This is a genomic window from Parvimonas sp. D9, from assembly GCF_035282565.1.
Taxonomy (GTDB): domain Bacteria; phylum Bacillota; class Clostridia; order Tissierellales; family Peptoniphilaceae; genus Parvimonas; species Parvimonas micra.
Genome location: NZ_JAYKBM010000097.1, coordinates 1 through 303 on the forward strand (window position 1 = coordinate 1; position 303 = coordinate 303).

The window sequence follows — 303 nt, forward strand, 5'->3', positions numbered from 1 at the left end:
GATGTATTTGACAGTTCAGCACCACAAGTAAGTATAGATAAACAAACAGTTAAGGCTGGACAAGAATTACTTTACAAAGTAACTTACAAGAACACAACAGGAAAAGAACAAAAAGTAGAAATAAAAGATGCTATACCTGAACATACAACATATGTAGAAGGTTCAGCAAGTGATAATGGAGTTCATAATAACGGAGTAATTACTTGGACAAAAGAAAAAGTAGCGGCTGGAGAAACATTTGAAGTTACATTCAAAGTAAAAGTAAAAGATAATGTAAGCGGCGAAATAATAAAGAATAAGGCA

Annotated in this window: 1 protein-coding gene; it reads left to right on the forward strand. The window is 32.3% G+C overall.

What is annotated here, in order from left to right; genetic code table 11:
* Nucleotides 1-303 (forward strand): hypothetical protein (locus VJI94_RS08175; RefSeq protein ID WP_324008992.1); only part of this gene is annotated, 303 nt, incomplete at both ends.